Annotated in this window: 18 protein-coding genes; 10 read left to right on the top strand and 8 right to left on the bottom strand. The window is 73.4% G+C overall.

Annotated elements, in window-relative coordinates:
• Positions 1-11: 11 nt before the first annotated feature.
• A complete protein-coding gene (locus MUK52_RS03550) occupies positions 12-1259 on the bottom strand; it encodes a cytochrome P450 family protein (RefSeq protein ID WP_246042498.1) in 1248 nt (415 codons plus the stop codon).
• A 203-nt stretch (positions 1260-1462) separates the two neighbouring features.
• Here MUK52_RS03550 and MUK52_RS03545 point away from each other — a divergent pair, with 203 nt between their 5' ends.
• Positions 1463-1933 carry a VOC family protein gene (locus MUK52_RS03545; RefSeq protein ID WP_114055256.1) on the top strand — a complete coding sequence of 157 codons (471 nt, stop codon included), beginning with the start codon at positions 1463-1465 and terminating at the stop codon, positions 1931-1933.
• Between the two features lie 65 nt (positions 1934-1998).
• On the opposite strand, the gene MUK52_RS03540 is transcribed toward MUK52_RS03545, so the two are convergent.
• Positions 1999-3183: an acyltransferase family protein gene (locus MUK52_RS03540; RefSeq protein ID WP_246042499.1), complete on the bottom strand. Its 1185-nt coding sequence runs from the start codon at positions 3181-3183 to the stop codon at positions 1999-2001.
• Between the two features lie 214 nt (positions 3184-3397).
• On the opposite strand from MUK52_RS03540, the gene MUK52_RS03535 reads away from it, so the two are divergent.
• Complete coding sequence (locus tag MUK52_RS03535; protein WP_114055258.1) at positions 3398-4159, top strand: SDR family NAD(P)-dependent oxidoreductase; 762 nt, start codon at positions 3398-3400, stop codon at positions 4157-4159.
• 66 nt (positions 4160-4225) lie between these two features.
• On the opposite strand, the gene MUK52_RS03530 is transcribed toward MUK52_RS03535, so the two are convergent.
• On the bottom strand, positions 4226-5401 hold the full coding sequence (locus MUK52_RS03530; RefSeq protein WP_284574576.1) for an epoxide hydrolase family protein: 1176 nt from the start codon (positions 5399-5401) through the stop codon (positions 4226-4228).
• 326 nt (positions 5402-5727) lie between these two features.
• Here MUK52_RS03530 and MUK52_RS03525 point away from each other — a divergent pair, with 326 nt between their 5' ends.
• Positions 5728-7155: an FAD-dependent oxidoreductase gene (locus MUK52_RS03525; protein WP_502963618.1), complete on the top strand. Its 1428-nt coding sequence runs from the start codon at positions 5728-5730 to the stop codon at positions 7153-7155.
• The gene (locus MUK52_RS03520; RefSeq protein ID WP_114055260.1) at positions 7152-8591 is read left to right on the top strand and encodes an MFS transporter; all 1440 of its coding nucleotides are present in this window, start codon (positions 7152-7154) and stop codon (positions 8589-8591) included. The genes MUK52_RS03525 and MUK52_RS03520 overlap by 4 nt, the downstream gene beginning before the upstream one ends.
• Before the next feature lie 79 nt (positions 8592-8670).
• Here MUK52_RS03520 and MUK52_RS03515 read toward each other — a convergent pair whose 3' ends face one another.
• From MUK52_RS03515 to MUK52_RS03505, 3 genes are all read right to left on the bottom strand, one after another.
• The gene (locus MUK52_RS03515; RefSeq protein WP_162793178.1) at positions 8671-10254 is read right to left on the bottom strand and encodes a tryptophan halogenase family protein; all 1584 of its coding nucleotides are present in this window, start codon (positions 10252-10254) and stop codon (positions 8671-8673) included.
• Positions 10255-10525: 271 nt separating this feature from the next.
• Positions 10526-11881, bottom strand: a complete 1356-nt coding sequence (locus MUK52_RS03510) for a cation:proton antiporter (protein WP_284574569.1) — start codon at positions 11879-11881, stop codon at positions 10526-10528.
• 26 nt (positions 11882-11907) lie between these two features.
• On the bottom strand, positions 11908-13647 hold the full coding sequence (locus MUK52_RS03505) for a (2,3-dihydroxybenzoyl)adenylate synthase (RefSeq protein WP_114055263.1): 1740 nt from the start codon (positions 13645-13647) through the stop codon (positions 11908-11910).
• A 182-nt stretch (positions 13648-13829) separates the two neighbouring features.
• Here MUK52_RS03505 and MUK52_RS03500 point away from each other — a divergent pair, with 182 nt between their 5' ends.
• On the top strand, positions 13830-19259 hold the full coding sequence (locus tag MUK52_RS03500) for a type I polyketide synthase (RefSeq protein WP_284574567.1): 5430 nt from the start codon (positions 13830-13832) through the stop codon (positions 19257-19259).
• Positions 19260-19319: 60 nt separating this feature from the next.
• Here the strand turns inward: MUK52_RS03500 and MUK52_RS03495 are convergent, their stop codons facing one another.
• Both MUK52_RS03495 and MUK52_RS03490 read right to left on the bottom strand, forming a co-directional pair.
• Entirely contained in the window at positions 19320-19766 is a 447-nt protein-coding gene (locus MUK52_RS03495; RefSeq protein WP_246042501.1) for a hypothetical protein, read from the bottom strand.
• A 47-nt stretch (positions 19767-19813) separates the two neighbouring features.
• The gene (locus MUK52_RS03490) at positions 19814-20353 is read right to left on the bottom strand and encodes a hypothetical protein (protein WP_114055265.1); all 540 of its coding nucleotides are present in this window, start codon (positions 20351-20353) and stop codon (positions 19814-19816) included.
• Between the two features lie 112 nt (positions 20354-20465).
• Here MUK52_RS03490 and MUK52_RS03485 point away from each other — a divergent pair, with 112 nt between their 5' ends.
• From MUK52_RS03485 to MUK52_RS03465, 5 genes are all read left to right on the top strand, one after another.
• Positions 20466-20909: a winged helix-turn-helix transcriptional regulator gene (locus MUK52_RS03485; protein ID WP_114055266.1), complete on the top strand. Its 444-nt coding sequence runs from the start codon at positions 20466-20468 to the stop codon at positions 20907-20909.
• A 132-nt stretch (positions 20910-21041) separates the two neighbouring features.
• A complete protein-coding gene (locus tag MUK52_RS03480; protein WP_114055267.1) occupies positions 21042-21395 on the top strand; it encodes a MerR family transcriptional regulator in 354 nt (117 codons plus the stop codon).
• Positions 21396-21598: 203 nt separating this feature from the next.
• Entirely contained in the window at positions 21599-22600 is a 1002-nt protein-coding gene (locus MUK52_RS03475; RefSeq protein ID WP_114055268.1) for a DUF1702 family protein, read from the top strand.
• 101 nt (positions 22601-22701) lie between these two features.
• Positions 22702-23673 carry a DUF1702 family protein gene (locus MUK52_RS03470; RefSeq protein ID WP_284574561.1) on the top strand — a complete coding sequence of 324 codons (972 nt, stop codon included), beginning with the start codon at positions 22702-22704 and terminating at the stop codon, positions 23671-23673.
• 6 nt (positions 23674-23679) lie between these two features.
• Complete coding sequence (locus MUK52_RS03465; protein WP_284574560.1) at positions 23680-25614, top strand: CRTAC1 family protein; 1935 nt, start codon at positions 23680-23682, stop codon at positions 25612-25614.
• Positions 25615-25619 lie beyond the last annotated feature (5 nt).

Genomic DNA, 25619 nt, shown 5'->3' with positions numbered 1-25619 from the left:
TTTGGCTCGGCTCAGCCGGCGAGTGCGGGCTTGCCGTGCAGGTAGACCGGAACCTCCGCGTGGCCGTTGACCACGAAGCTGCCCTGGCCGACGAGCTCGCCGCGGTCCACCGCCAGTTCGAGGTCGGGGAACCGGTCGAACAGGGCGGGGATGCCGATCATCCACGCGCTGCGGGCCAGCCGGGCGCCGAGGCAGTAGTGCACGCCGTGGCCGAAGGACAGGTGCGTCTTGTCCTCGCGCAGCGCGTCGAACGCGTCCGCGGTCTCGCCGTGGACCGCGGGGTCGCGTCCCACGCCGGCGAAGTCGATCAGGACGACGTCGCCCTGGGCGAGCTTCACCCCGCCGATCTCCACGTCCCGGGTGACGAAGCGGAACGGCAGGTGCGCCACCGGCGACTCCACCCGCAGGGTCTCCTCGAAGATGTCGTCCCACGGGATCTCGCCGGCCTTGGCCTTCGCCAGCAGGGAGCGGTCGGTCATCAGGGCCACCGACGCGTGCGCCAGCGCGTTCACCAGCGTCTCGGAGCCGGCGCCGAGCAGCAGGTGCAGGGTGCCGATCATCTCGGAGTCGGAGAGCCGGGAGCCGTCCTCGTCCATCGCGGCGATCATCCCGGTGGTCAGGTCGTCGCCCGGGTGCTCGCGCTTGTACTGGACCAGGTTGGAGATCTCCACCTGCCAGTTCTCCAGGTTGGACGAGGCCACCTCGGCGGAGATCCGGGTGTCGATGTTCTTGTGGCCGCCCTCCAGGACCCGGGCCCGGCGGTCCTCCGGAACGCCGAACAGGTCGCACATCAGGCGGGTCGGCAGCTCCATGTGGAAGCGGCCCTTGAGGTCCACGGCCTTGTCCCGGGGGGCCGCCGCGAGGTCGTCGAGGAGCTCCTTGACGGTCGCCTCGATCTTGGGCCGCATGTCGTCGACCCGGCGCTGGGTGAACGCCTTCAGCAGCAGCTTGCGCAGGCGGGCGTGGTCGCCGCCGTCCTGGGTGGCCATGGTGTCCATGGCGGCCCAGGTGATCAGCGGCCAGCCGTTGGATATCTCACCGTTGATGTACGCGGGCCAGTTACGCCGAGGGTTCTTCGAGAACAGCTCCTGGTCGCCCATGATCGTCTTGGCGACCTCGTAGTCGTGCACGGACCAGGCGAGTACGCCGTCCGGGAGTTCGACGCGTGCGATCGGCCCCTGCTCGCGGAGCCGGGCGGTCTCACCGTGGGTGTCGGCACCCTGCGGGTCGAGAACGTAAGGGCATACAGCTTCGGACACGGAACACGACCTCCAGCTGAATGGGACTGGTGACATGGGGCGGACGGATGAGTGGTTGTCACGCTAGCCGCCGGATCCGCTTTCGGACTTCTTCGGAATTGCCGCAGCGGCGGTGGCACCGAACGAACCGGGGCACGCAGGAAGAAGATCGAGCGATGCGGCGCGGGCTATTTTCGAGTTCCCGATGACGTGAGGAGAGACCAGTGGAACCCGACCAGATCTCCATGGAACTCGTCCAGGCTCCCGCCGGCGCGCCCCTGCCGGAGACGCCCCCCGGGCTGGGCGCCGTGCACCACGTCGGCATCACCGTCACCGACCTGGAGCGCAGTGTCCGGTGGTACGCCGAGCACCTCGGCATGGTGCAGTGGATGAAGGAGACCTTTCCGGGTGGGCGGACGGCGGGCATCATGCGGCCCGGCACCCAGATCCACCTCGGGCTGACCCAGCACGACGCCGGCACCGACGAGGCGTTCGCGCCGCACCGGACCGGCCTCGACCACCTCACCTTCGCGGCGTCCACCCGCGAGGAACTCCACGCGTGGCGCGCCCACCTGATGGCCCGCGGGGTCAAGTGCAGCGACGTCCGCGAGTACGCGGCCCCGCTGCCGTTCGCGCTGTTCACCTTCAACGACCCGGACGGCGTGGCACTGGAGATCTTCCACCTCGCCGTCTGACCGGCTTCCGTCCAACCCGTCCGGGCCGGTCCGCCCCGTGGGCGCCACGGGGCGGACCGGCCGCATCAGGCCGGGGCCGCGCGCGGCCCGCTCCTGCTCCGCGCCCAGCGGCGCACCGCGGGCCGCTCCACAGCGGCGTACAGGGCCCAGGCGAGCAGCACGGAGACCACCAGCTGGCCGAGCAGCAGCCCGACCGCCTCCGGGACCGGGAACAGCCGGTCACCCAGCAGGTAGCGGCTGACCGCCAGCACGGGGTAGTGCACCAGGTAGAAGCCGAACGAGATCTTGCCGAGCCATACCGTGAAGCGGTTGCGGAACGGCGTGAACCCGCGCCGGGCGTCGGCCCGGGCAACGGCGGCGATCAGGCAGGCCACCGGGATCAGGAACACGGCCCGCTGTTCGTACAGGAACGGCACCCGCAGCGCGAGCGGGTAGGAGGCCGCGAGCAGCAGGCCCGACCAGACGGCGCCGGGCCCGGACCAGCGGCCCGCGCGGACCGCCAGCGCCAGCAGGATGCCCAGCAGGAAGTCGAAGACGCGGACCGGAGGCAGCACGTACGCGAACCAGTACTGGACCATCGAGGCGTCCTCGTCCGGCACCATCGGCCCGCCGCCCGGGACGAACGCGTACGTGAACCACGGCGTGAGCAGCACCACCGCGACCGTGCCGGCGATCCAGGGCATCAGCCTGCCGGGTTTGATCCGGCGGCACACCGCGATCAGCAGCGGGAAGGCGAGGTAGCAGAACACCTCCACGCCCAGCGACCAACTAGGGGGGTTGACACTGAAGTTGGTGGGGAAGTCCGGCACCCAGCCGTGCACCAGCAGGAGGTTGGCCAGAGCCTGCCCCCGGTCGGTGACCGCGGCCGCGAAGGTGAGCATCGCCAGACCCCACAGGACGGCGTGGCTGGGGTAGATCTTCACCAGGCGGCGGCGCCAGAAGGCCCGCGCCGGGTCGGCGTCCCGCGCCGTCCAGGTCAGGATGAAGCCGCTGAGGACGAAGAAGAACGTGACCCCGAGGCCGCCGGCCGGAGAGGCCAGCCGGTGGAAGGCGTCTTCCGCCGACTCCGACGCGAACAGCCTGATCCATGGCACGGGGAGGGCGGCGTGGAACCAGAAGACCAGCAGGGCGGCGGGGAACCGCAGGCCGGTCAGGGACGGTAATCGGTGCCGGTACTGCACATGGGGGGATGCCTGCGCTGCATCCGACGGCCCCGCGGGGCCCGGCGGACGCCTCTCGTCGAGAGACATGCGAGAACTCTCCTGCAATGCGGGGGAGCGCAGGGGGTGGCATGGGCCCATTCCACCGCTCCCCGCTCCGGCGCCGCATCTCCTGGACTGCTCCCCTACAGCTCCAGCACGCAGTGAGACGCGGGCGGCGCATACCGCGCCGTAGCGTCGGAGCACCGAACGCGCACCGGCCGGCCCGGCCGGCCCGGCCGACCGAATCCCCCCGGGAGTGACCATGTCCGATGCACCACTGGCCGTTGTGACCGGAGCCTCGTCCGGCATCGGCGCGGAGTTCACCCGCGTCCTCGGCAGCCGCGGGTACCGCGTGCTGGCGGTGGCCCGGCGCGCCGACAGGCTGGCCGCGCTGGAAGCCGCGTCCGACGGGCGGGTGATACCCGAGGTCCGCGACCTGACCGCCGACGGGGCCATCGAGGCGGTCGCGGCGCGCGCCGACGAACTCGGCGGGGCCGACCTGCTCGTCTGCAACGCCGGGCGCGGCGTGCACGGGCGGTTCGCCGAGACCGACCGCGACGAGACCGTCGGTGTGCTGCGGCTCAACGTCATGGCGAGCGTCGACCTCGCGGCCCAGGTGGTGCCGCGGATGGTCGGCCGCGGCTCGGGAGGGGTGATCGTCGTGGCGTCGACGCTGGGCTATGTACCCACCCCGTACCTGGCGGCGTACGCGGCCAGCAAGGCGTTCCTGCTGTCCTTCGCCGAGGCGCTCGCGGTCGAGCTGCGGGGGACCGGCGTACGGGCCATGGCGCTGTGCCCCGGGCCCACCGTCACCGAGTTCAGCGATGTCGCCGGACTCGGCGACGCGGTGGAGAGGACCCCGGGCCACACCACCGCCGCCGAGGTGGTCGGCAGCGCGCTGCGGGCCTGGGACGCCGGCCGTACCGTCGTCGTGCCGGGCACGGTCACCCGGCTGATGACGGCGGCGCTGGACCTGCTGCCGCGGCCGGTGGCGGGCCGGGTGATGGAGCGGATCTTCCGCTGAACCGTGCGGGAACCGCAGCGGGGGCGCCGCGGGTCTCCGCGGCGCCCCCCGGGGCTGGGACTGCGGCTACGGCTGTCGGGCGGCGGCCAGTGCCGTACGGCGGAACGCCCGCACGTCCGCGGTGAACTCCGCGGGCCGCTCCATCGCGGCGAAATGGCCGCCCCGCTCGAACTCGCTCCAGTGCACGATCGACGGGTACCGGCGCTCGGCCAGCCGGCGCACCGGCTGGGCCAGGTCGTTGGGGAACACGGCCACGCCGAGCGGACCGGGCGGGGCCGGCAGCGGCGGCGGGGGAGTGGCCGAGGTCGGCATGAACGCCGCGTTGTCGCAGTACAGATGGGCCGACGAGCCCGCCGTCCCGGTCAGCCAGTACAGCGTGGCGTGTGCGAGCAGCTGGTCGCGGCTGAGCGCGTCCTCCGGGTTCTTCTCCGAGTCGCTCCACTCGTGGAACTTCTCCACGCTCCAGGCGAGCTGGCCGACGGGCGAGTCCGTCATGCCGTACCCCACGGTCTGCGGGCGGGTCGCGAACAGCTTCATGTAGCCGGAGCCCTGATCGCCGAACTCCGCGAGCCGGTCCAGCCGGGCCAGGTCGGCCGGGGCCAGGTCGTCGAGTTCGCCCGGCTCGCCGGACGGCGGCGCAAACAGGAAGTTGACGTGGGTGCCGATCACATGGTCACTGTCCAGCACGCCGAGCAGCAGCGCCACGGTCGCTCCGAGGTCGCCGCCCTGCGGGAGATAGCGGTCGTAGCCCAGCTCCGCCATCAGCGAGGCCCACATCCGGGCCACCCGGGGCAGCTCCCAGCCGTGCTCGGTGAGCGGGCTGGAGAAGCCGTAGCCGGGAAGGGTGGGCGCCACGACGTGGAAGGCGTCGGCCGGATCGCCGCCGTGCGCCCGGGGGTCGGTCAGGGGGCCGATGACGTCGAGGAACTCCAGGAAGGAGCCCGGCCAGCCGTGGGTCAGCAGCAGGGGCACGGCGTCCGGCTCGGGGGAGCGGGCGTGCAGCACGTGGATGTCGGCGCCGTCGATCCGGGTGTGGAACTGGGGGAAGGCGTTCGCCCGGGCCTCGACGGCCCGCCAGTCGAACTCGTCGCGCCAGTAGGCGGCGAGTTCGCGCAGGTACCCCTGGGGCGCCCCGCGGGTCCACCCGGTGTCCGGGGTCTCCGCCGGCCACCGGGTCCGGGCGAGGCGCTCGCGGAGATCGTCCAGATCGGCCTGGGGTATGTCGATGCGAAACGGGCGCATGGCGAAGTCCTCGCTATCCGGTGGCTCGGTGGTTCGACATCGCGGGGGACGGCAGGTCGGAACCGACCCCGCGGAACCGGCAACCTACCGCCCACCCCTCGCGCCGCCTACGACTCCGCGGGCTTTCCGCATCAACGGAGAAGTCCCGCGCCCGGATCGGCCGCCGCCCGGCCACCCGGCCACCCGACCAGCCGGCCCCGAGCCCCACCGGAGCGCGCTCGCCCCGCCGGGGCCCGCATCGCGCAACGTGGGAGAACAGCCCGGCCGGGCAGGCGCCTAGCGTGTGCGCATCCGCTCACTCTTCCGAACAGGGGAGGCGCATGTCCATGGGAACCAAGGGCGGCGAGCACGCCGTCGTACTCGGCGGCAGCATCGGTGGCCTGCTGGCCGCCCGCGTGCTCGCCGACGCCTACGACCGGGTGACCGTCATCGACCGCGACGACCTCACCGGCGCGGGCATGGGCCTGCGGCCGGCGATCTCCTGGGCCCACCACATCCACGCCCTGCTGGAGCGCGGTCGCACCATCATCGAGGACCTCTTCCCCGGCTTCCTCGACGACCTCCTCGCCCTCGGCGTGCCCGTCGGGGACTTCGGCATGACCTGCCACTACTACTTCAACGGCCGGATGATGGTCCCGGCGGAGACCGGGATGGCGTGCGTCGCCGCCAACCGGCCCGTCCTGGAGAACCGCATCCGCACCCGCGTCGCCGCCCTGCCCGGCGTCACCCTCCGGGAGCGGACCGACATCCTGGGCCTCGTCGCGTCCTCCGACCGGCGCCGGATCACCGGGGTCCGGGTGCAGGGACGGGACCCGGACGACGGCGGCGCGCCCGGCGCCGAGGAGGCCATCGACGCCGACCTGGTCGTCGACGCCACCGGCCGGGCCACCCGGACCCCCCGCTGGCTGGGCGAACTCGGGTACGAGCGGGCCCCCGAGGAGCGGATCCGGATGGATCTCACCTACACCACCATGGACTTCACCGGCCCGCTGCCGTTCGACCCGCTGGGCGACGACATCGCCCTCGTCCCCACCGCGACCCCGGCCCTGCCGCGCGGTGCGATCTTCGCCCGGCTCGCCGACCGGTACGCCCTCACCCTGACGGGCATCCTCGGCGACCGCGCGCCCACCGACCGCGAGGGCTTCCTCGCCTACGCCGCCTCGCTGCCGGTGCCGCAGATCCACGAGGCGGTCCGGGACGCCGAGCAGCGGGGCCCCGCCCACAGCTTCCGGTTCCCGGCAAGCGTGCGCTTCCACTACGAGCGGCTGAGCCGGTTCCCGGCCGGATACCTCGTCCTCGGCGACGCGGCCTGCATCTTCAACCCCGTCTACGCCCAGGGCATGACGGTCGCCGCGATGGGCGCGACCGTCCTCGCGAAGCACGTCGGCAAGGGCGCCGAGCCCAGATCGGCGGACTACTTCCGCGACCTGAGCCGGGTCATCGACGCGCCGTGGGCCATGTCGGCCGCGGCCGACCTCGGCTATCCCGCCGTGCGCGGCCGGCGCACGGTCGCCACCCGCATGGCCAACCTGTACATGCCCCGCGTCCAGGCCGCCGCCGCCCACGACCCGGTGGTGGCACGGGGCTTCATCCGGACCGCCTCGCTGGTGGACCCGCCGCAGTCGCTCATGAGGCCGTCGATGGTGGGGCGGGTGCTGTTCGGACGGAAGCCGGCCGCACCGGCCGCACCGGCCGCACCGGCCGCACCGGCCGCCCCCCGGGTCCCCGCACCGAGCTCGGAGGAGCCGAGATGACCGGCGTACGGCCGGCCTCCGTGCCGGCTCCGCCGGCCGGCCCCGTCCCGCGCCGGCGCTGGGCGGCGCTGGTCCTGCTGTGCACCGCCAACTTCGTCGTGCTGCTGGACTCGCAGAGTGTGATCCTGGCCCTGCCCCAGCTGACCGACGAGCTCGGCATGGCCCCGCTGGACGCGCAGTGGGTGCTCACCGCCAAGCTGCTCACCTTCGGCGGCCTGCTGCTGCTCGGCGGACGCGCCGCCGACCGGCTCGGCCGCCGCCGGGTGTTCATGGCCGGCACCGCGCTGTTCCTCCTCAGCTCGGCCGTCAGCGGACTGGCCTGGACCGGCGGGGTGGTCATCGCGGCCCGCGCGGTCGGCGGGGTGGCGGCGGCGCTGATGGTCCCCACCGCCCTGTCGATCCTGCTGAACACCTTCCCGGAGGGCAGGGACCGCAACACCGCCCTGGCCGGCTGGGCGGGCATCGGGGGCATCGGTGCCACCGTCGGACTGCTGCTGGGCGGCCTGTTCACCGAACTGGCCGGCTGGCAGTGGGTGTTCTTCATCAACGTGCCGGTGGCGCTGGTCGTGCTCCTGCTCACGCCGGTCCTGGTCGGTGAGAGCAGGGCCGCCGGCCGGCAGGGCCCGTACGGCGTCCCCGGCGCGCTGACCAGTACGGCCGCCCTGGTCCTGGTCATCCTCGCCGTCAGCCGGGCCGCAGGATCGGGCTGGACCAGCGGACAGACCCTGCTCCCGCTGGCCGCGGCGGTCCTGCTCGCCGGGGTCTTCGCGGCCGTCGAGCGGCGCTCGGCGGCGCCCCTGCTGCCACCGGACCTGCTGCGGCGCTCCACCCTGGCCGGCGGCAACCTGGTCACGCTCTGCATGGGCATGGCGGCCTTCTCGCTGTCGGTCAGTGTCGCCGTGTACGGCCAGGCCGTGCTCGGCCACGGGCCGATGGAGTTCGGCGCGCTCCAGTCGGTGATGTCCTTCCTGGCGTTCGTCGGGGCCTACGCCGGCCAGCGCGTCGTCACCCGGACGGGCTTCCGGCCGGTCGTCGGCGTCTGCCTGGTGCTGCTGTGCGCCGGGTGCCTGCTGCTGGCCCGGGTTCCGGCGGACGGCAGCTACCTCCGCGACGTGCTGTGGGGGCTGGTCGTGTTCGGGCCCGCGCTCGGCGCGGGCACCGCCGCGGCGTCCGTCGCCGCGGTGTCGGGCGTACCGGAGCGGTCCAGCGGCGTCGCCTCCGGGCTCATCGTCGCCGCCCTGCAGATCGGCGGCGCCCTGGGCGTGGCCGTGGTCACCACCGTGACGGCGACGTTCAGCGGTCCTGAGCCGGGACCGGCCGGGCTGACCGCGGGCCTTCAGGCGGCGTTCACCGCATGCGCGGTGTTCGTCGCCCTCGGCATGGCGGCGGCCGCCCTCACCCTGCGCTCCCGGAGCAAGCCGGACCGGGTGCGCTGAGCCCCTGCCCGGTACGGCGAAGCCCCCGGCGCCCGTGCGAGACGGGCGCCGGGGGCTTTCGTACGCCGGGCGGCGGCCGCTACGCCGAGTCGGCCCGGCCGGCGTGGACGGCCTCCAGGTAGGTGCGGTTGTCGGGCAGCGCGGCGGCGTATATCTCGCGCTCCTTGTCGATCTGCTCGAATGCCTGCCAGGCGGCTTCGTCGCTCATCAGCTCCACCGAAGGCGGCGCCTTGGTGAACGCGAAGTCCATTCCCGAAAGGATCGCCCACAGGCTCCGCGTCTCGAAGAGCCGGAGCTGGCTGCCGTCGGGAATGATGACGCTCTCCGCGTACTCGGTGAGTTTCTCCGCGAGGCTGTCGGGGATCGGGTTCTCCCGTACCGCGCGCCAGAATTCGGTGTCCGTGCGGTCGGTGAGGGCGTAGTGCATGACGATGAAGTCGCGCAGATCCTCGAACGCGCTCACCATCAGCTCGTTGTAGCGGGCCTGCCGGCGCTCGTCGAGCTCCGAATCCGGGAAATGCAGGACCAGCAGTGCCAGCTGGTATTCGATGAGGGCGATGGTGGTGGACTCCAGCGGCTCCACGAAACAGCTCGACAGCCCGATCGCCACGCAGTTGTCGACCCACGAGCGCCGGTTGTGGCCCACCCGCATCCGGATGTGGTTGCCCGGTACGTCGTGGGCGCGCGGGCCCAGGAAGTCGCGGAGGTCCTGCTCGGCCTGGTCCGGAGTCGTCGTCCGGCTCGAGTACACGTAACCGGTGCCCTCGCGGTGGTACAGCGGGATCTCCCAGATCCAGCCGTTCGGACGGGCGTTGGCGCTGGTGTACGGGCGGATGCCGTCGGGGTGGTGATCGGCGGGGAGCGCGATGGCGGAGTCGCACAGCAGCCAGTCCTGCGCGCTGACGAACGGCTCCTCCAGGGTCTGGTTGATCAGCAGGCCGCGGAAGCCGGAGCAGTCCAGGAACAGGTCGCCGGTGAGCTCGGCGCCGGTTTCGGTGATCACCTTGTCGATGTGGCCGCGCCCGTCGCGGGTGACCTGCGTGACATCGGCGACCACGTGCCGTACGCCGCGCCCGGTGGCCAGGTCCCGGAGGTACTCGGCCATCAGAGCGGCGTCGAAGTGGTAGGCGTAGCGGAACCCGGGGTCCGGGGCGCCCGATCCGGGCAGCGGCTTCGGGGCCTTGTTCAGCTCGCACAGGTGCTGGAGCGCCATGCCCGCGTCACCGAAGGTCTCCCGCACCCGGGAGTCGCCGGCCAGCCGCAGCTTGGTCCAGAAGTGGGCCAGGGACACACCCCGCCCGAACCGCTTGTGGAACGGCCGCTCGTAGCTGGGCACCGGCGGCTCGGGCACGGTGAAGAACGGGTGGTAGAAGGTGTGCCGGTCGGTGCCCGGGCGGGGCGTGCGCCAGTCGTTGAACCGGACCGCGGACTTGAACGACGCGTTCGTCCGCGGCATCCAGTCCTCTTCCTTCATGCCGAGGAAGGCCAGCGTGGTGCGCAGGGTCGGCACGGTGGCCTCACCGACCCCGATCCGGCCGATCCGCGCCGACTCCACGAGGGTGATCTCGACCTTGCTGCCGAACGCGCGATTGAGGTAGGCCGCGGAGAGCCAGCCGGCCGTCCCGCCGCCGACTATCACGATCTTCTGGACTGGACGTGCCACGGAAGTCCTCCTCTGAGTCGCGTGACGCGGGTGAGGGCGCGGGAGGCGTCGGGCGCGGCACATCCGGCCGAGCAGCCGGTGGTACGCATCGCCGTCCCGGCCGGGCGGCGGCCGCAACGCGGGACCCGCCGCGGGGCCGCGCCCCGTCGGGGCGTCCGCGCTCCGATGCGATTATCGGCGCCGCCCCGAGGCGCGGGCATCTCCTGACGTGCGCTGACGTCCGCGTGCCCGGGCGGGTGCGCGGTGTCCGGGCCGGTAGCACCCGCTCCGGTCAGCGAGCGGTGCCCGGGCCGCCGGGCACCGCGCTGCCGCCCGGTCCGCTTCCCTGCCACGCCTCGTGCTCCGGCAACCGCAGTTGCTCCTCCTCGGTGCGGGCGACCCGCGCCATGGTCAGCCGCAGCAGCGGCGGCGCCATCAGCGAGGTGGCGACGGCCACCAGGACGACCGCCGTGTACGCCGCCTCGCCGAGCACCCCCAGGCGCAGCCCGACCATGGCGATGACCACCTCCACCACCCCGCGCGAGTTCATCCCGGACCCCAGGGCCAGGCCCTCCCAGCGGCTCAGCCCGCCCAGCCGGGCCCCCAGGTACGCCCCCGCGAACTTGCCGAGGACCGCGACCGCGAGCAGCGCGGCGGCGGCCAGGGCGGTGGCCGGGTCGGCGAGCTCCGTCAGGTCCATCCGCAGGCCCGCGGTGGCGAGGAACAGCGGGGCCAGCACAGACAGCACGACCGTGCGCAGCGGTGCCAGCTTCGGCCGGGCGGCCGGGACCCGGGCGATGAGCAGTCCGGCGGTGAAGGCGCCCAGCAGCGACTCCATGCCCATGGCATGGGTGAGCGTGCCGGCCCCGAGGACCAGCAGGACCGCGGTGGCCACGGCCGGCCCCGGCTCCGGGTGCCGTGCCGCCCGCTCCATCAGCCGGCGTACCAGCACCCGCCCGCCTGTCGCGGCCGCGGCCGCGAACGCGGCCAGCAGCAGCACCGGAACGGCGACCCCGGACAGGGTCAGTCCGGCCGTGGCCGCGGCCGCCACCACGGACAGCAGCAGCCAGCCCGCGGCGTCGTCGACCAGGCCCGCGCACAGGATCAACTGCCCGACCGTACGGTGGGCCAGCCGCAGGTCCGACAGGGTCTTGGCGATGACGGGGATCGCCGTCACGCACATGGCCACCCCCAGGAACGCCGCGAACAGCCACCGGTCGGCCCGCGGTCCGGCCAGCCCGTCCGGCAGCACCAGTCCGGCCGCCACGCCCAGGGCCAGCGGAACCACCAGCCCGCAGAGGCTGACCAGGACCGCGGCCCGGGCCCGTGAACGCAGCACCCGCAGGTCCAGATGAGCACCGGTGACGCCCACCAGCAGCAGCACCGCGAGCTGGCCCACCGCGTCGAGCAGCGCCAGCTGCGGGGCCGGGCCGGGCAGGACGGCCGCCGCCACGCCCGGCGCCACCCCGCCCAGCACGCTCGGGCCGAGCAGCACACCGGCGGCCAGCTCGCCGGTGAGGGCGGCCAGCCCGGCCCGCCGGGCGAGCGCGCCCAGCAGCCGGGCCGTGGCCAGCAGCGCGGTGACCGAGGCGAGGAACAGCAGCACCGCATGGGACGACAACGGGGGAACCGGGGCGGCGATCTCCATGGAGGTGTCTCTTCCGGTGCGTTCGCTCAGCGGCCGGCCGGGTTCGCCGCGGCCGCCCCGGCAGCCCCGGCCGACAACCGGACCGCGTCGGCCCGCAGCCGCTTCTTGTCGATCTTGCCGAGCGGGGTGCGCGGCAGGGACGGCAGCGTGTGCAGCCGTTCGGGCACCTTGAAGGACGCCACGTCAGCGGCCCGCATCACGGCCCGCACGTCGCCGAGGCTCACCGGCCGGCCGGCGGCGGCCGGGTCCGGCACGACGAACAGGCAGACGAGCTCGCCCAGTTCGGGGTCGGGCAGGGCCACGGCCGCGGCCTCGGCGACCCCGGCCACCCGGAGGGCGAACTCCTCGACCTCCTCCGCGTGGATCTTCTCCCCGCCCCGGTTGATGACGTCCTTCTCCCGGCCGGTCACCACCAGGTTGCCGTCCGGTGTCCGGCGCACCACGTCGCCCGTGCGGTACCAGCCGTCCGCGGTGAACGCCCGCGCGTTCACGGCCGGCGAGTCGTAGTAGCCGCGCGGCGTGTAGGGGCCGCGGGCCAGCAGCACTCCGGGCTCGCCGGCCGGGACCGGCTCCCCGGCGGGCCCCACCACCCGGATCTCGTCGGCGGGGGAGATCGGCCGCCCCTGCGTGTGGTGGACCACGTCGTCCGGGTCGTCCAGCCGGGTCAGGCAGAGCAGTCCCTCGGCCATCCCGAACACCTGCTGGAGGGCGCAGCCCAGCTCGGGGCGGATCCGTGCCGCCAGCTCCGGCGCCAGGCGGGCCGCGCCGACCTGGACCAGCCGCAGCGAGTCGAGGCCGGCGTCCGGATGCTCCGCGCGGTGGTCCAGCCAGCGGCTGATCACCGGCGGGACCACCGACGTGGCGGTGACCCGCTCCCGCTCGATCAGATCGAACGCGACCTCGGGGGCCGGCGAGGAGCCGATCACCACCCGGCCCCCCGCCAGGAGCGCGCCGAGCACGCCCGGTCCGCCGTACACGAAGCCGTGGCCCAGCGGGAGCACGGCGAGGTAGACGGTGTCCGGGCCGAACGCACAGATCTCACCGGCCCGTTTGACCATGTACGCGAAGTCGTTGTGGGTCCGCGCGGCCAGTTTGGGCACTCCCGTGGTGCCGCCGGACAGCAGGAACATGGCGATGTCGTCGCCTCCCGGGGCCGCCTTGTCGCATTCCTCGGCGGCTCGCACCGGATCGTCCGCCGGGGCGCAGAGCTCGCTGAGCGACAGGCTGCCCGGCCTGCCCGGCCGCTCCGCCCCGCCGCCGGTCGGGCCGCCCGCCACGATGACGTGCCGTGCCGCCGGGACCGCCGCGACGATCCCGTGCGCCATCGCCTCGTGGTCGAAGCCCTTGAACACCCGGGGCACCACGAGTGCCCTGGCCTGGGCGTGGGCGACCACTCCGGACATCTCGTGGTGGCGGTGCTGCGGCAGCGCCCACACCGGAAGCGCGCCCAGCCGCAGGCACGCCACCGTCATCACCACGTGCTCCCAGCAGTTGGGCAGCTGGATGACCACCCGGTCGTCGGCGCCGATGCCCACACCGCGCATCCGGCCCGCGGCTCCGTCGGCCCGCGCCATCAGCTCGCGGAAGGAGATCCGTAACGGCCCGTCGACCAGGGCGATGGCGTCGGGTGTCCGGCGGGCGGTCGCCGCCAGGTGCGCGCCCAGCGAAAGCCCCTCCCAGTAGCCCTCGGCGGCATAGCGGGCGGCGGCCTCGGCGGGCCACGGAACGGCCCCGGAACGGGAGGGCTTCACCGCAGTCTCGGACATGGCGTGGCTCCTCAACTCGACGGACAGAACGCGACGGACGGCGTGCGTGCCGCGCAGCCTAGGGATATCCGGCGGCCCGGTCGACTCGTCAATTGCGGTATTCCGTCCCCCTCGCGGAGCCCCGAGCACGCCGCACGCCAGAAGTTGTCAGGGCGTCCCCGGCGGGCACAGCCTTTGCCTCAGTGGGGCGGGCGCGCCCTCGCACGAGCTCTTCCCGATTCTGGTTCGGAGATCTGAACAGGAGCGAGGACTTGACGAAACAGGCAGCATCGGACGAAGCGATTGCCATCATTGGAATGAGTTGCAGGTTCGCCCCGGATCTCACCTCGCCCGAGAAATTCTGGGAGTTTCTCGCCAACGGCAAGAGCACGGTCGGCGACATGCCGGAGAAGCGCTGGAAGCCATACGCGTCGGGCAGCCCGCAGGCGACCGCCATCATGCGGCAGACCATTCTCAAGGGCGCTTTCCTCGACGACATCGAGGGATTCGAGGCCGAGTTCTTCGGGATCTCGCCCCGCGAGGCCGACTTCCTCGACCCCCAGCAGCGGTTCATGCTCGAACTGACCTGGGAGGCGCTCGCCGACGCAGGCCTGCCGCCGCTCGCGCTGCGCGGCAGCGACGCCGGCGTGTACGTCGCCGCGAACTCCAACGACTACGGGCGCCGGCTCCTGGAGGACATCCCCCGGACCGGCGCCTACGCCGTCAACGGCACCACCTTCTACGGGATAGCCAACCGGGTGTCGTACTTCCTGGACCTGCGCGGCCCGAGCATGGCCGTCGACACCGCCTGCGCGGGGTCGCTCACCGCGCTCAACCTGGCCTGCCGGGCACTGCTGTCGGGCGAGACCCCGCTGGCCGTGGTCGGCGGCCTGAACATCATGGCCACTCCCGCCCTCAACGTCGCCCTGGACGGCGCCGGGGCCATGTCCCCCGACGGCCGGAGCAAGGCGTTCGACAAGGACGCCGACGGCTACGGACGCGGCGAGGGCGCCGGAGTGATCGTCCTCAAGAAGCTGTCCGAGGCACTGCGCGACAACGACCCCGTACAGGCCGTCGTCCGCGGCAGCGGCGTCTACCAGGACGGCCGCTCCGACGGCATGATGGCGCCCAACCGCGACGCCCAGGAACACATGCTGCGGCAGATCTACCGGCGGGCCGGCATCGCCCCGGCCGGAGTGGACTACGTGGAGGCCCACGGCACCGGCACCCCCACCGGGGACGGCGAGGAAATCGCCGCCCTCGCCGCCGTGTTCGGCGCCGACCGGTCCCCGGAGGACCCGTGCCTGATCGGCTCGGTCAAGCCCAACGTCGGCCACGTCGAAGGCGGTTCGGGCATCACCGGGGTCATCAAGACCGTTCTGGCGCTGCGCCACGGACAACTGCCGCCCAGCCTGCACCGGGAACCCCACCCCGCCGTCGACTGGGACACCTGCGGGCTGCGCCTGGTCGACGAGCTCAAGCCGTGGCCCGCGGCCGGCGACCGTATCCGCCGGGCCGGCGTGTCCAGCTACGGAGTCGGCGGCACCATCGCCCACGTCATCCTGGAGGAGCCGCCCGCCCCCGCCGCCGGGGACGCGGCACCGGCGGCCGCAGCCCGCCCCGCCCCGCGCGCGACCGTCCACCCGCTGTCCTCCGCCACCGAAGCCGGCACCCGCGCGCTGGCCGGCGCGGTGGCCGACTGGCTGGCCGCACACCCGGGCACGGACCTCGCCTCCGTGGGCCACACCCTGGCCGTGCGCCGCTCCCACCTGGCCCACCGGGCCGCCGTGGTCGCGGACTCCGCCGGACAGCTCACCGAGCGGCTCCGCGACCTCGCCGAGGGCCGCACCGGCACCGGCATCGCCACCGGCCGCACCACACCCGGCAGCGCGGGCGGCGTCGTCTGGGTGTTCTCCGGGCACGGCGCCCAGTGGTCCGGCATGGGACGCGGGCTGCTCGCCGAGGAGCCCGTCTTCGCCGCCGCCGTCGACGGTCTCGCCGAGGTGTTCCGCGCCGAGCTCGGCTGGACCCCGCGCGAGGCCCTCACCGAGGGCGGCCCCTGGACCGCCGCCCATGTCCAGGCCCTCACCTTCGCCGTCCAGATCGGCCTCGCCGACGTCTGGCGCAGCCGCGGCCTGGCGCCCGGTGCGGTCATCGGCCACTCCGTCGGCGAGATCGCCGCCGCCGTCACCGCCGGCGCCCTCGACCGGACCGAGGCCGCCCGCTTCGCCTGCCGCCGTGCCGCCGCCCTCCAGCGGCTGGAGGGCCGGGGCGCCATGGCCATGGCCGGCCTGCCCTTCGCCGAGGCCGAGCAGCGCCTCGCCGGGCTGCCCGGCCTCACCGCCGCGATCTCCGCCGACCCGCAGGCCACCGTCGTCTCCGGTGACCGCGACGCGATCGAGCGGATCAGCCGGGCCTGGGCCGAATCCGGCATCTGGATCCGGCCGGTGGACTCCGACATCGCCTTCCACAGCACCCATGTGGACGAGGTCGCCGCCGAGGTCGAGGCCGCCGCATCCCTGCTCGGCCGGCGGTCCCCGGCGATCCCGCTCTACACCACCGCCCTGGCCGACCCGCGCTCGACGGCTCCCCGGGACGGCGGCTACTGGGTGGCGAACCTCTGCCGACCGGTCCGCTTCACCGAGGCGGTGCAGGCCGCCGCGGCCGACGGCCACCGGCACTTCCTGGAGGTCTCCTCCCACCCGGTCGTCGCCCACTCCATCCGCGAGACCCTGCTGCACCTCGGCATCGAGGACGCGACGGTGGCCGCCACCCTCCGCCGGGACACCGCCGAGACCGCCACCCTGCTGGGCAACCTCGCCGCACTGCACTGCGCCGGCGCGGCCGTCGACTTCCGTTCCGACCACGGCACCGGCGGACTGCTCCCGCTGCCCGCCGCCGTGTGGCAGCACCGGCCGTACTGGATCTTCCCCGGCACCGCGGCCGGCGCCGGCCTGGGCAGCGGCCACGACCCGGACAGCCACAGCCTGCTCGGCGGCCGGATGACCGTCAGCGGTTCGCCCGCCCGGCAGGTCTGGCAGACCCGCCTCGACCTGGACACCCGCCCCTACCCCCAGAGCCACGGCCTTGTCGGCGTCGAGGTCACCCCCGCCGCCTCCATCATCAACACCTTCGCGGCCGCCGCCGGGGCGGAGGGGCCCGGCGCGCTCACCGACATCGTGCTCCGCACCCCGCTGGCCGTCGAACCGCCCCGCGTGGTGCAGGTCGTACGAGAAGGCAGGCAGCTGTCGCTGGCCACCCGGCTCGCCGACGACACCGGCGCGGACGACGGCGCCGGTGCCGGCGACGGCGAGGAGTGGATCACGCACTCCACGGCGAACCACGCGCCGGGGCTGGAGCCGCCGGCCGGCCGTCTCGACCTCGGCGCCCTGCGGGCCCGGCTGCCGCACGGCTCCCTCACCAAGGCCGACGAGATGTTCGCCCGGATGGGAGTCGAGGGCTACGCCTTCCCGTGGGACCTGGCCGAACTGCGCCACGACGACGAGGAACAGCTCGCCGACCTGGTGATCGAACCCGGCGCGGCCCGGGCGAGCAGCTGGGCACACGTGATCGACGGCGCCCTCACCATCAGCGCCATGGTCGTGTCGCCCGGCGACGCCACCGTGCTGTGGATGTCCCGGTCCATCGACAAGGTCACCTGGCGCGGCGAACCGCCCGCCCGGATCCTCGTCCACGCCACCCGCTCGCCCCGCTCCCCGCACGACACCGTCGACGTCCGCGTCGCCGACGGACACGGCGATGTCGTCTGCGAGGTCACCGGGCTGCGGTTCGCCGCCGTGGAACACCTCGGGACTGCCGTCCTGCCCCGCGACCTGGTCCACGAGGTCGTGTGGCGCCCGCTGCCCACCGGTTCCGCGGCCCGGGCGGCCGCCGGACCGGACGGCGGGCACACCGCCGTCGAGCGTGTGCTGCTGGTCGGCGACCCCTGTCAGACCGCCCGGCTGGCCCAGCAGTTCGAGGCGGCCGGCACGCCCGCCGAGATACTCGGCACCGGCCCCGAGATCGACCTGCGGCCCGAGCTGTTCGCCCATCCCGCCGCGGTCCTCGTGGTCCCCGGCCTCCCGCCGCACGACGAACCGCTGGACACCGCCACCGAGCGGATCACCTGGTCGCTGATCCGCGCCGTGCAGCGGGTCGCAGAAGTACGCGCGCACGCCACCTCACCGCTGGCACCCCACCGGGTGTGGTGTGTGACCAGCGGAGTCCGCGCCGCGGCCGACGAGCGGAGCGTCGCCCACGGCCCGCTCTGGGGCGCCTCCCGCATCATCGCCGGCGACCACCCCGAGCTCTGGGGCGGAGCCGTCGACATCGACGCCCTGGCACCGGACACCGGGGAACGGCTGCTCGCGCTGCTGCGTACCGCCGCCGGCCAGGAGGACGTCATCTCCCTCACCGGGGCAGGCGCCGAGGCCGCGCGACTGAGCCGGATCGAGCGCACCGCGGACGGCACACCGCTGCAGTGCTCGCCGGCCGGCACCGTACTGATCACCGGCGGCCTGGGAGCGCTCGGCCTGGAGGTGGCCCGCTGGCTGGTCGGCCGGGGCGCCCGCCGGCTGCTGCTGGTCGGCCGGCGCGGGCTGCCGCCGCGCGGCGAGTGGCCGGCCGTGGCCGACCCCGAGGTCCGGCGCCAGATCGACAGCGTGCTCGCGCTGGAGGCCCTCGGTGTCACCGTCGGGCTGCTCGCCCTCGACATCACCGACGCCGAACAGGTCGCCGCAGCCCTGGCCCCCGGCGCGCTCGGGCTGCCGCCCATACGCGGGATCGTGCACGCCGCCGGCGTCGTCAGCAACGCGCTCGTCGACAAGGTCGAGCCGGACGGACTGCGCGAGGTGCTCGCCCCGAAGGTCAGCGGCACGCTGGTGCTGCACCGGCTCTTCCCTCCCGGCAGCCTCGACTTCTTCGTGCTCTTCTCGTCGTGCGGGCAGTTCGCGCGGCTGTCCGGGCAGGCCGGCTACGCGGCGGCGAACTCCTTCCTCGACGCGCTGGCCGCACACCGCAACTCCGGCGGGCACACCGAGACGGTCAGCCTCGGCTGGACCGCCTGGCGCGGTCTCGGCCTGTCCTCCGACATCGCGACCACCATGCTGGAGGCCAACTCGCGCGGCCTGGAAGCCGTATCGGTCTCCGAGGCGCTGGCCGCCTGGGCCTTCGGCGACCGCTTCCGGTCCGACTACCAGGCCGTACTGCGGGTGCTGCCGACGCCGCCGCACGCACCGCGGCTGCCGATGTTCCGGGAGCTGGCTGCCTCCGACCAGCACGCGGAAGCGGCCGGCGGCCAGCTGTTCACCCTCGACACCGAGGGCCGCGACGACGCGGAGCAGCTGGCGCAGGTCACCGCGGACGTACGGGAACAGGTGGCCGCCGAGCTGAACTTCGACGCCGCGGACGTGGAGCTCAAGCGCCCGCTGGTCGAACTCGGCGTGGACTCGGTGATGACCGTCGCCCTGCGGGTCCGGCTGCGCCGCCGGTACGGGCTCGACCTGCCGCCGACGATCCTGTGGGCGAAGCCCACCGTGGCGGCGCTGGCCGAGCACCTCCACGGGGCCCTGAGCGAGGCGCACGGCGACACCGGGACGGAGACCGCCCCGGACGCCGACGCGGCCGCCGGGTAGCCCGCCCCGAACGTACCCCGGCCGGCTCCCGCCGCACAGGCGGGAGCCGGCCGGGGTACGTCAGACGGTCCGCGGCGGCACCAGATGACGCCGGGCGAGCTGCACCAGCAGCCCGTAACCGGCGACCACCAGCGCCAGCGTGAAGATCCACTCGCGGGATCCCTGAGGCCGGTACACCCGCCCCGCGTTGCCGACATCCAGCGCGGGGACGCTCTGCCCGGCCCGCAGCGCGCCGCGCCCGCTGCCGTACAGGGCGACTCCGGGCCGCTCGGCCGGCCCGTCCACGGCCCGGAACCGGCCGGACCAGGTGCAGGTCTCGTGCCCGGGATGCCGCACGCAGTCCAGCCGTTCCGCCGTGAACGTGCCCGCCACCCCGCTGGCCGTGGCCGCGCGCAGAGCCGGCCCCAGATTGTTCAGCCCGACGTACAGGCACAGGCAGGCCACCGCGAGCAGCGCGGCGGAGGTGACACGCGAAGGCCGCCGTGCCCGCGCGCGGGGCGCGGGCACGGCGGCGGACGCAGGGCGGGGTGGTGCCTGTTCGGTCGACGCCTCCATCACTCGGCGCAGGAGCAGCGCGGACCGCCGCTGCGGTTGTGCAGCACCATGGCCACGATCATGGGCAGCGTGACGAGCGCGTTGTAGAACAGGTGGAGTTCCACCCGGGGCACCAGGAGCTGGATGATGCTCGTCGGCACGGCCTTGCCGGCGAGGTTCTCCCCGGTGAGCGCCTGGAGCAGCAGCAGCAGATGCTCCAGGTGGTGCCACACCTGGACGGCGAGCGTCACGTTCCACCAGGTGCGGGCACGGCCGTCGAACCCGGGCCGCAGCAGCAGGAATCCGACGAGCATGACCAGGGCGTAGCCGTAGTGCATCCACTCCGAGGTGACCAGCCACGGGAACGGCACCCCGAGCAGCCCGCGGGCCTCGGGCAGCGGCCAGCCCAGGACGTAGATCTGGGCTGCCTGCGTCAGATGCTCGGCCCAGTGCGCGAGGACGATCACCAGGAAGATGCGGAGTCCGGTTCGGTGCAGTCGGCTGTTGAGGGTGGCCACGGTACTGCGCAGCCCCGCTGTCAACGCCACGTCGGTCGTCAACGTCCACCTCCACGATGGGTGTCAGGGTCGTCATCTCAGCAGCCGGTGCGCCGCTCCGTCTTCTCTGCGATTGCCCGATTGCCGCTACGGGCAGCCGAGTTAGCATGGCCGAATGCTCAGGCGCACGTACGAAGGGCAGGACTGCTCGCTCGCTCAGGCACTCGAAGCCGTCGGCGAGCGCTGGACGCTGCTGATCGTCCGCGACGTCCTCCTCGGCATCAACACGTTCGACGCGTTCATCGAGGAGCTCGGGATCTCCCGCAACGTCCTCACCGACCGCCTCAACCACCTGGTCGCCTGCGGAATCCTGGAGCGGGTCGCCTACCAGCAGCGGCCGGTCCGCCACAGCTACGAGCTCACAGCGAAGGGCCGCGACCTGACGCCGGTCGTGGCGGCGCTCATGCAGTGGGGCGAGCGCCATGCGGCCGGACCGGAGGGCCCGCCGCGGCGCACCGAGCACATCGGCTGCGGCGGCCCCGTGCACGCCGTCCTGACCTGCGCGGACTGCGCCCGGCCGGTCGCGAACGAGGAGGTCACCGCGGGCTGGGTGCGCTGACGCGGCGGCTCGCCGGACCGGGCAACATGGAAGAGGAGCCGCCGGATTCCGGCCAGCTACCTTGGACATCGTCGCTGTTCCCCCGCTGCCCCACTGCCGCTCCGGGGCCGCTGCGGAAATGAGGTGCGTCACGTGCGCGTTGCAGCACTCAGCGCCGTATCCGGCGTTCCCGTGTCGACCATCGACCACTACATCTGCGAGGGGCTGCTGCCCGGACCGGACGACGAGGCAGCCGAGGACGCGGGCCAGGTCCGCCGACTCGCCCTGATCCGGGCCCTGGTCGAGGTCGGCGGCCACTCCCTGCACGAGGTACGGGACATCGTCGGAGCCATCGAGGCGGCCGAGGCCGACCCGGCCGCGCGGCGGACCGCCGAGTACGGCCGGCTGCCGGCCGACATCCCGCCCGGCGAGCTCCTCGCGGACGCCCTGCGCATCGCCCTGGGCCGGCTGGCCCGCAGAGCGGCCGCGGGCGGGCCGGCCAACTAGGGCCTGCCGGAGGGGGATCCCTCCCGGGCCGGTCGCACCCTGCGGATCAACGACCCGCGGGGGGCGGCAGATGCCCGCTGCGCCGGGCCCGGCCGTGAACCGCCGGACGCCGCCGAAGCGCACGCGGGGAGATGCCCATTCGGCAGGACGGGTTCCACGATGGGCCCCTACCCGACCGCGGCGAGCAACTGGAGGCACCGACCATGCCGACCCTTCTCGGATCGCTCCGCAGGCTCCTGATGGCTCCGACCGCCATCGACGTGGGCTTCGCCGCCCGGGGGTTTCCGATCGAGCGCAGCGAGGCCACGCACCGGCTGGAGGCGATCCCCCAGGCGGTCGTGTGCGGTTTCGAATGGGCCGTCGACGACCCCGGGACACCGGGCCCCGGCCGCACGGACACGGACACCGAGCTCCGGATCCGGCTGATGGATCCGGACCTGCGGGGCTTCGCCTACGAGGGGGCCGCCATGGCCCTCACCGTCCGGGACGCGATGGGACCCGGCCGCGGCGGGCGCACGCGCGGGCTGCTGCTGGGCCCCGCCCGCCCGCACATCTTCCTCGCCTACATCGGCGTGGGGTTCGCTCTCGCCCGGCTGCCCCGCCCGCTGTGGCGGAAGGCCGTGCCCGACCTGGCAGGCGTCGACTACCCGCAGATGAGCTGGCTGGTCGTCGACGGCTACGGCTTCGACCGGGCCTACTTCGACACCGCGGCCGTCGTCGACCGACAGAAGCGGCTGCCGCCCTACCCGTGGGAAGGCGACCCGGAGTACTTCGGGCGCGCCGTGGACCAGGGCATCGGCCGGGCCCTGTGGTTCATCCACGGCGCGAACGCGCCCGCCGTGGCCGCCGCCGTCGGCCGCTTCGCGAGCGAGCGGCACGCCGACCTGTGGAGCGGGGCCGGGCTCGCCGCGACCTTCGCCGGGTGCTGCCCTCCGGCAGGCCTGGAGGCGCTGCGGCGGGCGGCGGGCGAGCACGCCGGCGAGCTGGCCCAGGGCGCCGTCTTCGCCGCCAAGGCCCGCGCCCGGTCCGGCACCGTGCCCGAGCACACCCACACCGCGCTGACCGCCCTGGCCGGGCTCGACATCGGCAAGGCCGTGGCCCTCGCCGACGACTGCACCGCCGACCGGGCGGCCGGGCCGGGCCGGCCGGCGTACGCGCAGTGGCGTCGGAACGTACGCGAACGCCTGGCGGAAATGGCCGGTTGAGCACAAATGAAGTAGACGCCGCTTCGGCCGCGATGTGTAGATTCGCAAGCACGTTACGCAGGCATGAGTGGTGCGCCTTATCCGAGGGGTGGTAGAGCTCCATGTCGGCAAATCTGCGTGCGCTGCGGCGCCGTATTCTGACACCCGGTATTTCTGCGACAAGCCTCGATGTCCGAGGTTTCCACAAGAAGAGCCCGGCCGCGCAGGAGCTGCTGGAGACGGTGGGCCGGCACTTCCTGGAGGGCTACGGCCACGCCGTGGAAGTGCGCACCACCGCCGAACTGGAGGACCGCCTCGAACGGCTCCCCACCCGCTTCCGCGGATTCGCCTACGAGGGCGCTGCGATGGGCGCCACCGTGCTGGACGCACTCCCCGGCAGCCGGGGAAACCGGCTGGCGGGCCTGCTGGCCGGCCGCGGCCGCGACCACGTCTACATGGCCTACGTCGGCATCGGCTGGGCCATGGCCCGGCTGCCGCGCCCGCTGTGGCCCGACCTGAGCCGCACCGACCCGCTGATCCGCTGGCTCGTGCTGGACGGATACGGCTTCCACCAGGCGTACTTCAAGACCGGGAAGTACGTCCACGGCCAGTACGAGGATCCGCGGTTCGCCTGGTCCTGGGGCTCCCCGTCGTATGCCCGGCGCGCGGTCGACCAGGGCATCGGCCGGGCCCTGTGGTTCGTGGCGGGCACCGAGCCGGATCTCGCGGCCACTCTGATCGAGAAGTTCCCGGAGGGCCGCCGCGCCGACCTCTTCAGCGGCACCGGACTGGCCGCCGCTTACGCCTGCGGTGCCGAGGAGGCTGAGCTGGCCCAGTTGGCCCGGCGCGCCGGACCGTACCTGCGGCAGCTGCAGCAGGGCGCCGCGTTCGCCGCCGAGGCCCGCGAGAAGGCCGGCCTGACGGTCGCGGCGACCGAGGTCGCGGTGGGCGCGCTGTGCGGCATCAGCCCCGCCGAGGCCGCGGCGCTCTGCCGCGCCACCCGGCCCGCCGGCCCGCCCGCGCCGGACGGCTCCGGCTACGAGAAATGGCGACAGGACATCGCCGCCGCATTCGTCTCCCGAGAGGAGAAGTAGACCGACATGGCAGTGAGCTCCCGGCTGCGCAGCCAACTCCCCGGAATTGTCGCGCTCACCGCCATGGTGAGTGTCTTCTACGCGGTTCAATTACCGACCACATCGGCGGCGGAATCCTCCCGCATGGCCGAGGACTACGCGTTCACCCCCATGTCCGTCGCCATGCCCGCGGGATATCGCCACCAGTCCATCCGCCAAGTGAACAAGGCGTACAAGGGCATCGACGCGTGGATTTCCTCCGTCGGCGCCGGCATCGCCATGAACGACGTCGACGGCGACGGACTGCCCAACGACCTGTGCATCACCGACCCGCGGATCGACCAGGTGGTCGTCACCCCGACCCCGGGCCGGAACGACACCCGCTACCGGGCGTTCGCCCTCGACCCCGCGCCCCGGCCCATGACCGACACCATGGCCCCGATGGGCTGCGTCCCCGGTGACTTCAACGAGGACGGCCGGACCGACCTGCTCGTCTACTACTGGGGCCGGACCCCGATCATCTTCCAGGCCAGGGCGGACGCGTCCGGGGCCGGCGCACCCGGCGCGGGCGCCCCGGCGCTCACCACGACCTCCTTCGACCCGGTGGAGCTGGTCTCCGGAGTGGGCAAGGAGACCTACACCGGCCCGCAGTGGCACACCAACGCCGCCACCGTCGGCGACTTCGACGGCGACGGCCACGACGACGTCCTGATCGGCAACTACTTCCCCGACAGCCCGGTCCTCGACCCGACCAAGGACGGCGGAGTGGAGATGAACCACTCCCTGTCGCACGCGACCAACGGCGGCGAGGACTTCATCTTCCGCGGCACCGGAAAGGGCTTCGAGGAGGCCCGCGACGCGCTCCCGAAGAGCGTCCGCAACGGCTGGACTCTGGCCGCATCCGCCGCCGACCTCGACGGCGACCTGCTGCCCGAGGTGTACATGGCACACGACTTCGGCACCTCCAAGCTGCTCTACAACAAGTCCCGTCCCGGCCGGATCGAGTTCGCGGTGGTCGACGGCCGGCGGGACGCCCTCACCCCCCGGTCCAAGCAGCTGGGCCGCAGCTCCTTCAAGGGCATGGGCGTCGACTTCAGCGACCTCGACGGTGACGGGCTGTACGACATGTTCGTCAGCAACATCACCACGTCGTTCGGCATCCAGGAGTCCAACTTCCACTTCACCAACGAGGTGAAGGACCGCGAGGCCCTGCGCGACGAGTTCAGGAAGGGAGTCGCCCCCTACGCCGACCGCAGCGCCCCGCTGGGGACCGCCTGGTCCGGCTGGGGCTGGGACGTCAAGAGCGGCGACTTCGACAACGACGGCGACCTGGAGATCGTCCAGGCCACCGGATTCGTCAAGGGCAAGACCAACCGCTGGCCCCAGCTCCAGGAGCTCGCCACCGCCAACGACGCGCTGACCTCCAACCCGTTCTTCTGGCCCAACGTCAACGAGGGCGACGACATCGGCGGCGACCAGCGGCTCCGCTTCTTCGCCAAGGGCGGCGACGGCCGCTACACCAACCTCGGGGAGCAGCTCGGAATCGGCGCGCCCGTCCCCACCCGCGGCATCGCCACCGGCGACGCCGACGGCGACGGCCGGCTCGACCTCGCGGTCGCCCGCCAGTGGGACCAGCCCGTCTTCTACAGCAACCAGAGCCCCAGCGGACACAGCAGTCTCGCCCTCAAGCTCGTCCACCCTGACGGCGCCCCGGTCGTCGACGCCCAGGTCGAGGTGGTCCTGCCCGACGGCACCCGGCGGATCTCCCGGGTCGACGGCGGCGGCGGGCACTCCGGCAAGCGCAGCCACGAGGTGCACATCGGCCTCGGCGAGCACGGCGCGCAGCCGCTCGACGTCCGGCTGAGCTGGCGCGACCGGGCCGGCGACCCGCAGAAGGGGTCGCTGCGGCTGGCCGGCGGCCGGCACACCGTCCAGCTCGGAACCGAGGCGAAGGAGAAGTGACGCAC

Source organism: Streptomyces sp. 2P-4, assembly GCF_030167965.1.
GTDB classification, from domain to species: Bacteria; Actinomycetota; Actinomycetes; order Streptomycetales; family Streptomycetaceae; genus Streptomyces; species Streptomyces globosus_A.
Note: the sequence above shows the minus strand (reverse complement) of the source record. Positions and strands in the feature narration are given on the sequence as shown.

Excerpts from the sequence above, each read along its gene's own strand:
- MUK52_RS03540 (WP_246042499.1), bottom strand. The coding sequence starts at position 3,183 with ATGTCTCTCGACGAGAGGCGTCCGCCGGGCCCCGCGGGGCCGTCGGAT.
- MUK52_RS03535 (WP_114055258.1), top strand. The coding sequence starts at position 3,398 with ATGTCCGATGCACCACTGGCCGTTGTGACCGGAGCCTCGTCCGGCATC.
- MUK52_RS03530 (WP_284574576.1), bottom strand. The coding sequence starts at position 5,401 with ATGCGCCCGTTTCGCATCGACATACCCCAGGCCGATCTGGACGATCTC.
- MUK52_RS03525 (WP_502963618.1), top strand. The coding sequence starts at position 5,728 with ATGGGAACCAAGGGCGGCGAGCACGCCGTCGTACTCGGCGGCAGCATC.
- MUK52_RS03520 (WP_114055260.1), top strand. The coding sequence starts at position 7,152 with ATGACCGGCGTACGGCCGGCCTCCGTGCCGGCTCCGCCGGCCGGCCCC.
- MUK52_RS03510 (WP_284574569.1), bottom strand. The coding sequence starts at position 11,881 with ATGGAGATCGCCGCCCCGGTTCCCCCGTTGTCGTCCCATGCGGTGCTG.
- MUK52_RS03505 (WP_114055263.1), bottom strand. The coding sequence starts at position 13,647 with ATGTCCGAGACTGCGGTGAAGCCCTCCCGTTCCGGGGCCGTTCCGTGG.
- MUK52_RS03485 (WP_114055266.1), top strand. The coding sequence starts at position 20,466 with ATGCTCAGGCGCACGTACGAAGGGCAGGACTGCTCGCTCGCTCAGGCA.
- MUK52_RS03475 (WP_114055268.1), top strand. The coding sequence starts at position 21,599 with ATGCCGACCCTTCTCGGATCGCTCCGCAGGCTCCTGATGGCTCCGACC.
- MUK52_RS03470 (WP_284574561.1), top strand. The coding sequence starts at position 22,702 with ATGTCGGCAAATCTGCGTGCGCTGCGGCGCCGTATTCTGACACCCGGT.
- MUK52_RS03465 (WP_284574560.1), top strand. The coding sequence starts at position 23,680 with ATGGCAGTGAGCTCCCGGCTGCGCAGCCAACTCCCCGGAATTGTCGCG.